This window comes from Paenibacillus sp. N119s (assembly GCF_059447605.1).
In genome coordinates, this window is the sequence record NZ_JCAJRU010000205.1 from 1 (window position 1) to 9,111 (window position 9,111).

Here is a 9,111-nt window from a genome sequence, read left to right on the forward strand (position 1 = left end):
ATGGGAGCATGTTTGTTGATAATGGACATGGGTACATTCGTCTTAATTTGGCATGTCCAAGAGCTATTTTGAAGGAGGGGCTGCAGCGAATTGCTACATTCCTGAACAGTTACCGGGAACAGTCTGTCGTATAAGGAACCCGAGACAATTTCCCGTCCTTTAACCAGCCTCCGAATTCTCTCAAACGTCTCGAATTGACCGCATTATACCTAACATTTACAGGTTCTTGGATTGGCCGAATGCCACCAAGAGCCTGTTTTTATATGCTTAAAATGCTGCGTGTAAATGCTATTTTATTTATACTGGATTATATACTTAATATAGTCCTTCGCACTCTGGTTAATGTCTTCATCACTTGCTTGAAACGAGGCTCCAAAGACAGCGAAATAGGGTAATGTCGTGGCGCCAACATGTACTGCGCTTGCTTTAAAAGGGGTTATAACTTCATCTACCGTAAATGTAACGGAACCAGTAGATAAGTAGTTTTCTTTTTTATCACCAATCGACATGGCGATCCCTAGTTTCTTTCCTTTTAACTTATCACCTTTTGAACCATAAGCCCATCCATGCGTAAAAACATCATCAAACCACTTTTTTAATAAAGGAGGGTAACTATACCAATATAAAGGGAATTGAAATATGATATTGTTGTGTGCTTCAAGTAACTTTTGTTCTTTCAAAACATCAATGTTCCAGTTTGGATACTCTTTATAAATTTCATGAATTGTAATTTCATTGGTATATTGAAGTAATTCTTGTTTCCATCTTTGATTTACTCTGGAATCTTCAATATTCGGATGTGCTAAAATCACGAGAGTTTTCATCATAAATCACCTTTCTTACATAGCATCATTTGCTTTTTGGGATACGTCTTATTATTCTGTACGCTATAAAAAAAGTAAATACACACAATAAAGTAATATAGTTACTAGAAAGTGTGCATGGTACTTAGAGTAAAGATATGTGATTATAGAATTAATCAGATCAACTTAGTTATTTTGCGTTGAAGAGGTGGTCGTATGAAACAATATAATTTAGGCATAGAAGCAACACTTGAGATCATCGGAGGTAAGTGGAAATCCTTAATCATATGCTTACTAATGTCTGGTAGAAAGAGGACAAGTGAATTACAGCGTAGTATTCCAGGGGTTTCTCAAAAGGTTCTTATACAGCAGCTTCGTGAACTTGAGAAGGATGGCATCGTTGGCAGACATGTGTATAATCAAATGCCTCCAAAAGTGGAATATTATATAACAGAATATGGTATAACAGCAAATGAAATAATTGATTTAATGTGTACTTGGGGAAGATCGAATATCAAAAAAAGACAGCAGCAAGGAGAAGATGTGCGGTTGCTAGAAAGTGAGTCAAAATGAATAGTAGAGTGAAAGAGCGCTGTAGACTATGATGTTTACGGCGATTTTCTTTTTTATCATAGAGTCGGTAGATTGGGGATGTCTGTTGTCGTAGTATATGAACGGATACCTTCAAGACTATGTTATATGTTGAGCCGCAAGCTGATTTGTAATATAGTTATGACTGGACAACCATTCCATCAATATTAAATGAATGCCAAAGTAGGGGGACCCTTGCAATGATTATTAAACCGAAAATTCGTGGTTTTATATGTACGACTGCGCATCCTGCAGGATGTGCGGCTCATGTTAATCGCCAAATCGACTACATCAAAGACAGCACGTCACTACAAGGAGCTAAAAAGGTACTCGTGATCGGAGCCTCCACAGGTTATGGACTGGCTTCCCGCATTGCTGCGAGCTTCGGTATGGGAGCTGACACTATAGGAGTATCCTTTGAACGTCCTGCTTCAGAGGGACGTACGGCTTCGGCAGGCTGGTACAATACAGTGGCCTTCGAAAAAGCGGCCAGAGCAGCTGGTTACATAGCAGAAAGCATGAATGGAGATGCTTTTTCCCATGAAATTAAGCAGGAGACGTTGAAGCTGGTCAAGGAAAAACTGGGCAAGGTAGACCTGATCGTGTATAGTGTCGCTTCACCACGGCGGACCCATCCAGATACAGGTGAAACCTTTAATTCCGTTCTCAAGCCGATCGGACAGCCGTTTACGAATAAAACGGTGAATACGAATACGGGTGTTGTATCGGAAATCACACTCGAACCAGCTACGCAGGAAGAGATTGAGAACACCATCACAGTCATGGGTGGCGAAGACTGGTCCTTATGGCTTAAAGCGTTGGAAGAAGCCGACCTGCTGGCTGAAGGAGTAACCACACTGGCTTACTCGTATATTGGTCCTGAAATTACAGAGGCTATCTATCGTAAAGGAACGATTGGCCAAGCTAAAAATGATTTGGAAGCCACAGCACATACTTTAACAAAGCAACTGGAGCCTTATCATGGGAAGGCCTATGTTTCAGTAAATAAAGCTTTGGTTACACAATCCAGTTCAGCAATCCCTGTAGTACCTCTGTATATTTCCTTACTGTTTAAGGTCATGAAAGAAAAGGGGCTGCACGAGGGATGTATTGAGCAGGCGCAACGTCTGTTTGAGACGCTATACAGTGGGTCCACTGTGGAAACGGACGAAGAAGGACGCATTCGTCTGGATAACTGGGAAATGAGAGAGGATGTTCAGCAAGCTGTTAAAGCGGCTTGGTCTGAAATTACTACCGAAAACGTATCCGAACTGGGTGATCTTGAACAATACCGTCTGGATTTCCTTCAATTGTTTGGATTCGGATTTGATGAAATTGATTATGAATTGGACGTTGACCCAGAAGTTTAAATAAATAGGTTCCAAATTAAAAACGGGTACTCACAAGCTGCAATGGCTTATGAGACCCGTTTTTTTATGTAAGCAATCCAATTTAACTGGGCTGGTTTCAACAAAATTCATCGAGAATTGGACGTAGAAAGCGATTTATGGTGCAATAAGCGAAAAACGGCAATGGTAATGATAATCCCTGCAATGCCAAAGACCGTAACAGAAGTCAGTGCGCGATAAGCTTGCCAGCCGAACAAAAAAGCAATACCACTGCCAAACGTTGTACCTGCCAGTAACCCGAGTGCACAGGCAATGTCTGTTCCAAATTTCATCATCATGTTCCTTTCGAATGGTTAGGTTCAATAGTAACTTGTACGTTTTTTCTGGACTTGGATCTATACTTGTTCGTACAATTAAATAGTAATCGTTTTCAATCTGACTCTATTGATTAGTATGGATCTTTTTTGTACAAATTATTCCTTTTTCAGGAGGCTGATGAAATGAATATGAATGAGCAAATCAAGCTGTGGAACGAAGAGGCGCACGCTAGTAACGCTGATCATCTTCACCGAAAGGTTGAATTGTTTATCGAGGTACAGGATGGAGCACTTGAATCCATTGCTCCTTATCTAAATCAACAAAATTATCGGTTTGTCACGCTGGTAGAAGATGAGCATACATCAGCGGCAGCAGGGAAAAAAGTAGCTGAATTCATTCGTGATGCAGGTTTGACAGTTGAGGTCGTTCGGCTGCCCCCGAATGCTGTAGGGGATGTGATTGCTGATGAAGCTTATATTATGAAGGTTTTCCTGGGTGTAGCGGATCAGAGTCAGGCTGTGCTTGCTGTTGGGTCCGGTACCATTCACGATCTGGTTCGCTTTGTGTGCTATAAAATGAATCGTCCGTTCTTGTCAGTCCCAACGGCTGCCTCCGTAGATGGTTTTACCTCCGCTGGTGCCCCGTTAATTGTGGGCGGCAGCAAGCAGACGTTCCAAGCTGTTCCGCCGGAAGCGATCTTCGCTGACTTGTCTGTATTGGCGAGTGCTCCTCAAACGATGACTGCCGCGGGTTTTGGCGATATGCTCGGTAAGTTCACCTCATTAGCAGACTGGCATGTGTCCAGAGATTTGGGAAACGAGCCGTATTCACCTGTGGCTAACCGAATTACCGAGGAGGCTTTACGTGCCTGTATAGAGCATGTGGATGAGATTGCGGCAGGCAGCAAGGCAGGGGTCGAGGTGTTGATGAATGCGCTGGTTGCATCCGGTATTTCGATGTTGTTGATTGATCATTCCCGCCCGGCCTCAGGGGGAGAGCATCATATTTCCCACCGAATTGAAATGGATTTTATTGCAGAGGGGCGCAAGCAAGTTTTGCATGGTGCCAAAGTGGGCGTTGCCTCTGCTTTGCTGTCTGACATGTATAGAGAATTGGCTGCCAATCAGGATGTGGAGGCTTTTAAAGTATATCGGACTTTGCCTACATCAGAACAGATGCGTGCATGGCTAGCTCAGGTTGGAGGGCCGTCTACCATTGCCGAGCTGGGGGTTACACAGGAACAGCTTGATCGCGCTTTGCGTACGGCACATACTTTGCGTGAGCGCTATACCGGACTCAAGTATATGAATGAACACCAGTTGCTTCGTTCGTGAGGGTGCGTCTAAACCAGTTTTTTTAGCCCCTCAATCTAAGCATAAGGAAGGGACTTGCGAGTAGTACGCCTTTGGCAGCCATACAACGATATCCTGCTCCTGTAACATTTGTATGTACAAATGGACGATATGCTATAATCGGAATACGAATAGGTACATGATATAGCAAGTACGGAGGAAATTATGGCGCCCAAATATATACAAGTAAAACAGGAAATTTTATCATGGATTCATTCATCCAAACTGGAGCCGCAAAGCCAGCTGCCTTCTGAACACGAAATATCTGAAAAATTTGCAGTTAGTCGGCAAACGGTGCGTCAGGCGCTGGGTGAGCTGGTACAGGAAGGGTGGCTGTTTCGCAAACAGGGCAAGGGAACCTTTGTTGCAGCCCGGGATCATAAGCAACCCGAAGATCCACGGACGATTGGAGTCGTTACGACCTATATATCGGATTATATTTTTCCAACCATTGTACAGGGAATTGAATCCAAGCTAAGCCGTCAAGGCTACAAGCTGCTGCTATCAAGCACAGGCAATGACCCTGAGCAAGAACGTCAGTGCCTGGAGATGCTGCTGAGTCAACCACTGAGCGGAATTATTATTGAGCCGACCAAAAGCGGAGAACGTAATCCCAATTTGAACTATTATCTAACCGTAGAAAATCGCCAAATCCCTTATTTAATGATCAATGCGCGTTATGAGGAGATGGATGCACCTTGTCTGCGCTTGGATGATGAAAAGGGTGGTTTTTTGGCAGCAGAGCATATGATCAAGCTGGGGCACCGGCGATTGGCCGGATTTTTCAAAACCGATGATATGCAAGGAATTCTGCGGATGAAGGGGTTTGTAGCTGCTCACCGTAAATATGGAGTGACGTTACATCCGAATGCAGTAACGACGTACCGGACTGAAGAAAAAAATGAACTCCCGTTACAACGCGCATCGCAGCTGCTGGCGATGGAGGCAGGGAAACGTCCGACTGGATGGGTGACCTACAATGATGAACTGGCGGTGCGTCTGCTGGATATTGTACGTTCGGCAGACCTGCGTATTCCCGCTGATCTATCATTGGTTGGATTTGATGATTCGTTTTTGGCGACAGCCACGGAAATCAAACTCACAACCATTCGGCATCCCAAGGAAGAATTGGGGTTACGTGCCGCCGATACGATGTTATCGATGATTGAAGAAAAAGGGTATTGTGAAGAAGAGCGTCAGTGGATTATACCGCCAGAGTTAATTGTACGTGAATCCACGGGACCGGCTCAGTGAATATCCGAAGGATCTTGAGATAGGGCTATTAATCGCTTGGTCTTGACGCTGAATTGTTGGTGGCATGCTACTCCCCGTACCGAACAGCCTGTTTTCTGGATTGCAGAAAATGGGCTGTTTTGTTATCTAAAAAGCACAGTGCGCCGAGAAACCGGCAGACTGTGCTTTTTTAATTTTATATTTCTGTGAATCACATGATGTGAAAGCCTTATGGTTGAAAGATGGTAATGCGTTCCTTTCAAAGACTTTCATGAAAATTTCAATCGTTTCGTTTTAAAGGACATTGTTACTTTTTCAGCATGGCATCAGCAAACAAAATGGATTTTGGAATACGGAAAAACTGTTCCGCCTGATCCTGGAAGGTTTGTGAAGGAACGGTACCCTGATGCAACCATTTCCGAAATGTACCCGGGTGAACGCCAATCCAATGACTGACATCGGTCACCGAAATATCATGTACCATGCACAAACCCGCCAAAATCCGGTTTTTAACCGGAGAACGGGTTACAGTCCGTTTCATAAAACGGGACGGTGATGGTTGACAAATGAGCGGTGAACGCCGGATAACCTCTTCATTAAATAGAATATGGTGTGGATAACCAAGTGTGTTACACGTCTTTTCCAGATTAGTGTTGCCGGGAATACGACCTTCATATACCCACGCGCTGACGCTGCGAGAGGAAATGGAAAGCTCCTCGGCAAGTTGGGACAGTTTAATGTCATTAGCCATCAAAACGGCAAGTAGAACGCGATTGCGTACTTGACAGCGTGTTGGTTTGCGAAAACGTTTGACACGCACGCCTTTTCCCAAATATTTGCGATTGATCAGAGACCACGCCTGAATGGAATGTTTGTCTTGTTGTTTAGGCATATATCCTCCGATTTTTTTTAAACACATACTACTATACCCAAAGGGGGCTTTGCAAGTGACTCCTCTCCTGATTTTCTTTTAATCCCATGGGCTTAACCGGATTATGGAAAATTGGGTCCATTCGACCTATAAAAATGGAAGTTTAAGGTGTCGATATATTAAAATGTGACGTTTTTATGGAAATGAAGGTAATATGTTCTTCTCTTACGATTGTAAGGATATACAGAGAGAAATAAAATTGCCTTGAAGGAGGTCGGCTTAAATAAAAGTGAAAAAAACATTGTTATTTCTAAGCATTCCGTTGTTGCTGGCATTTGCAATCATAGCGTTCATTGCTTTACCTTGGCTTCTAATATTTATAGGGATTCAATTAGAACCTAATCCTTCGCCTCCTGAAATCGCATATGAGAAATTTCCATTTCGTTTGGAATATGAAATTAACGGGCAACGAAAGGTTATTCAAGATACTTTAATATGTGAATATGATGGCATTGGTTCAAATGAAGCTCGCGGAAAATATCGTAAATGGAAGGAAAGTTTATCCAGTGGAGGTAGATATCTACCTTTATTAAAAGTAAATGGTAGAATAGAAATATCCTATCATCCAGGGGTTGCAGAGTACTATATGGGTGATTTGGATAGTACTTACGAGTATAAGCAAACTGCTGCTGACTCTATATTTATTGAACAAGAAGGCTTTATCATTAAAAAAGATGGAAGGGTTTTTGAAAATGATGGAAGGACTATTAACACTCAATTTTCCAATTCAAATGAATTACTTGCTAAGTACCATATTAAACTGATAAGCTGGGACTCTACCCCGCCAATCAAGGATAATTTTCCTGATGCCAAGTAATAAGGAAAAACGCGTGTATATGATGTCATTATCAAAGCTGCAAAGGACGACTATACGAGTTACTTAAAACAAAATTATAAAGCACTTGAAATTCCTTATGGTGATTTCAGGTGCTTTTTTGCGTCCCATATAACTCTATAAATCTGGCAATATAACTATGATATTTGAGGTATATAGCTTTTTCACAGGAGAAGGCATACAATCCATTCTATTTTTATTCTTCTAAACTCAGTCGATTTATTCACAACTTTGTAACTTATTTGGTAAGATGGATTGCGAGATTGTTTTCAAATTGTTCTACTATATTTACCTACTATAGTCTGGTAATCTATTAATATGTATAGGGGGCCAAAAAGACGTCCGGTTCAGTCGGTTGAGATGCGTTTATGTTCTATATGTTGAGTGAATGTCTATATTGCCATGTCTATATCGTCATGTCTGTATAACTTCATAGACAAGCTAGAGATAGCTCCCGCACATTATAAAATACAGCACAGGATGGTGTAATGGATGAAGTTTTTACAAGTAAAATGGATGGCTGTATGCTTGATGGCAATCTGTTGTTTGGGTTTGCTGGGTATACATACGAATACAGCGAGTGCACAAGCGAAGGCTCCTTTGCTGGGGGTCAATGATGTGTTGCTAGATTCGAATACGATTAAGCCTGTAATGGAAAATGATAAGTTGTATGTTCCGATCGTTACATTGGGGCAAAAGATGGGCATTTCTACTTCGGCCAATGGAAACACGTTGGTGCTGACTGGACATAATCGCAGCTTTACGCTGGAACTAAACAAAGGTGATGTGTTTGAGCGTGGAGGACGTATGATGGTGCCGATTCGCACTTTGACCGATGCGTTTGGCTTCACTATTACGATTCCTTCGAGTAATGTGTATCGAATTCAGAATGCAAACGCTAGTTTGTCTGATGCTCAGTTTTTGAATACATTCGCGGCGGAAATTAAGCAATACGAATTTGTAAAGCCAGGCAAAACTAGCAATACAGGCAATACGGGAAATGCCAAGCCTAACAGCCGCACCATTTATTTGAGCTTTGACGATGGTCCTACAGCGCATACGTCGCAGCTGCTGGATATTCTGGACAAATATAATGCCAAGGCTACGTTCTTCATGCTAGGGCCTGAAATTCGCCAACATAGCGCAGTGATGAAGAGAATGGTAGACGCAGGGCATGGCTTGGGCCTACATGGGATGACACACCAGGTGAAAAAGATCTATGCATCCCCGGCAGCAGCACTGGCAGAGATGAATCAGGATAATGAGATTTTGTTTAAAGCCACAGGAAAACGCACTTCTTTGATTCGTACACCTTATGGCAGCAAACCGTATTTGAAGAAAGCATACCGCGATCAACTGACGGGTGCAGGCTATCATATTTGGGACTGGAACATAGATTCCAATGATTGGCGTTATACTAAAAATCCGCAGCATTTTGTACAGACGGTCCTCAGTGATATTAAGAGACTGAAAAAGCAAGGCAGAACGCCAGTTGTTCTGATGCATGATAAGCCATCTACAATCAAGGTGCTTCCACAAATTATGGCGGCTTTGCAGAAAGAAGGATATTCGTTCGAGCCGTTGAATGATAATCTGACTCCGCTTAATTTTTGGAACGACCACCGTTAATTGAATAAACTTGAAAGAAAAGCAGGCTACCCTACTTCAATTTTTTTGAGAGAGGGTGGCCTGTTTTTTT

General features: G+C 42.5%; 9 protein-coding genes. 6 read left to right on the plus strand and 3 right to left on the minus strand.

The genetic code is table 11. The annotated features are described in order from the left end of the window. Positions 1–293 precede the first annotated feature (293 nt). A complete protein-coding gene (locus tag AC5V8P_RS19790; protein ID WP_064796178.1) occupies positions 294–824 on the minus strand; it encodes an NAD(P)H-dependent oxidoreductase in 531 nt (176 codons plus the stop codon). Positions 825–1,019: 195 nt separating this feature from the next. On the opposite strand from AC5V8P_RS19790, the gene AC5V8P_RS19795 reads away from it, so the two are divergent. Together AC5V8P_RS19795 and fabV are read left to right on the plus strand one after the other, a co-directional pair. After that, positions 1,020–1,376 carry a winged helix-turn-helix transcriptional regulator gene (locus tag AC5V8P_RS19795; RefSeq protein ID WP_064796177.1) on the plus strand — a complete coding sequence of 119 codons (357 nt, stop codon included), beginning with the start codon at positions 1,020–1,022 and terminating at the stop codon, positions 1,374–1,376. 218 nt (positions 1,377–1,594) lie between these two features. Continuing rightward, entirely contained in the window at positions 1,595–2,764 is a 1,170-nt protein-coding gene (gene fabV, locus AC5V8P_RS19800) for an enoyl-ACP reductase FabV (protein ID WP_064796176.1), read from the plus strand. A gap of 107 nt (positions 2,765–2,871) precedes the next feature. Here fabV and AC5V8P_RS19805 read toward each other — a convergent pair whose 3' ends face one another. Beyond that, entirely contained in the window at positions 2,872–3,075 is a 204-nt protein-coding gene (locus AC5V8P_RS19805; protein WP_063213058.1) for a hypothetical protein, read from the minus strand. 168 nt (positions 3,076–3,243) lie between these two features. Between AC5V8P_RS19805 and AC5V8P_RS19810 the strand changes: the two genes are divergently transcribed. Next, positions 3,244–4,395 (plus strand): sn-glycerol-1-phosphate dehydrogenase, encoded by a 1,152-nt coding sequence (locus tag AC5V8P_RS19810; RefSeq protein WP_064796175.1) that lies wholly within the window; start codon positions 3,244–3,246, stop codon positions 4,393–4,395. 183 nt (positions 4,396–4,578) lie between these two features. Continuing rightward, entirely contained in the window at positions 4,579–5,667 is a 1,089-nt protein-coding gene (locus AC5V8P_RS19815) for a GntR family transcriptional regulator (RefSeq protein ID WP_064796174.1), read from the plus strand. Positions 5,668–5,953: 286 nt separating this feature from the next. Here AC5V8P_RS19815 and AC5V8P_RS19820 read toward each other — a convergent pair whose 3' ends face one another. Then, positions 5,954–6,538 carry a helix-turn-helix domain-containing protein gene (locus tag AC5V8P_RS19820; protein WP_064796259.1) on the minus strand — a complete coding sequence of 195 codons (585 nt, stop codon included), beginning with the start codon at positions 6,536–6,538 and terminating at the stop codon, positions 5,954–5,956. A gap of 262 nt (positions 6,539–6,800) precedes the next feature. Between AC5V8P_RS19820 and AC5V8P_RS19825 the strand changes: the two genes are divergently transcribed. Further along, positions 6,801–7,394: a hypothetical protein gene (locus AC5V8P_RS19825; RefSeq protein WP_064796173.1), complete on the plus strand. Its 594-nt coding sequence runs from the start codon at positions 6,801–6,803 to the stop codon at positions 7,392–7,394. Positions 7,395–7,904: 510 nt separating this feature from the next. Then, positions 7,905–9,041 (plus strand): polysaccharide deacetylase family protein, encoded by a 1,137-nt coding sequence (locus tag AC5V8P_RS19830; RefSeq protein WP_064796172.1) that lies wholly within the window; start codon positions 7,905–7,907, stop codon positions 9,039–9,041. Positions 9,042–9,111: the final 70 nt, after the last annotated feature.

Excerpts from the sequence above, each read along its gene's own strand:
- AC5V8P_RS19790 (WP_064796178.1), bottom strand. The coding sequence starts at position 824 with ATGAAAACTCTCGTGATTTTAGCACATCCGAATATTGAAGATTCCAGA.
- AC5V8P_RS19795 (WP_064796177.1), top strand. The coding sequence starts at position 1,020 with ATGAAACAATATAATTTAGGCATAGAAGCAACACTTGAGATCATCGGA.
- fabV (WP_064796176.1), top strand. The coding sequence starts at position 1,595 with ATGATTATTAAACCGAAAATTCGTGGTTTTATATGTACGACTGCGCAT.
- AC5V8P_RS19805 (WP_063213058.1), bottom strand. The coding sequence starts at position 3,075 with ATGAAATTTGGAACAGACATTGCCTGTGCACTCGGGTTACTGGCAGGT.
- AC5V8P_RS19810 (WP_064796175.1), top strand. The coding sequence starts at position 3,244 with ATGAATATGAATGAGCAAATCAAGCTGTGGAACGAAGAGGCGCACGCT.
- AC5V8P_RS19815 (WP_064796174.1), top strand. The coding sequence starts at position 4,579 with ATGGCGCCCAAATATATACAAGTAAAACAGGAAATTTTATCATGGATT.
- AC5V8P_RS19820 (WP_064796259.1), bottom strand. The coding sequence starts at position 6,538 with ATGCCTAAACAACAAGACAAACATTCCATTCAGGCGTGGTCTCTGATC.
- AC5V8P_RS19830 (WP_064796172.1), top strand. The coding sequence starts at position 7,905 with ATGAAGTTTTTACAAGTAAAATGGATGGCTGTATGCTTGATGGCAATC.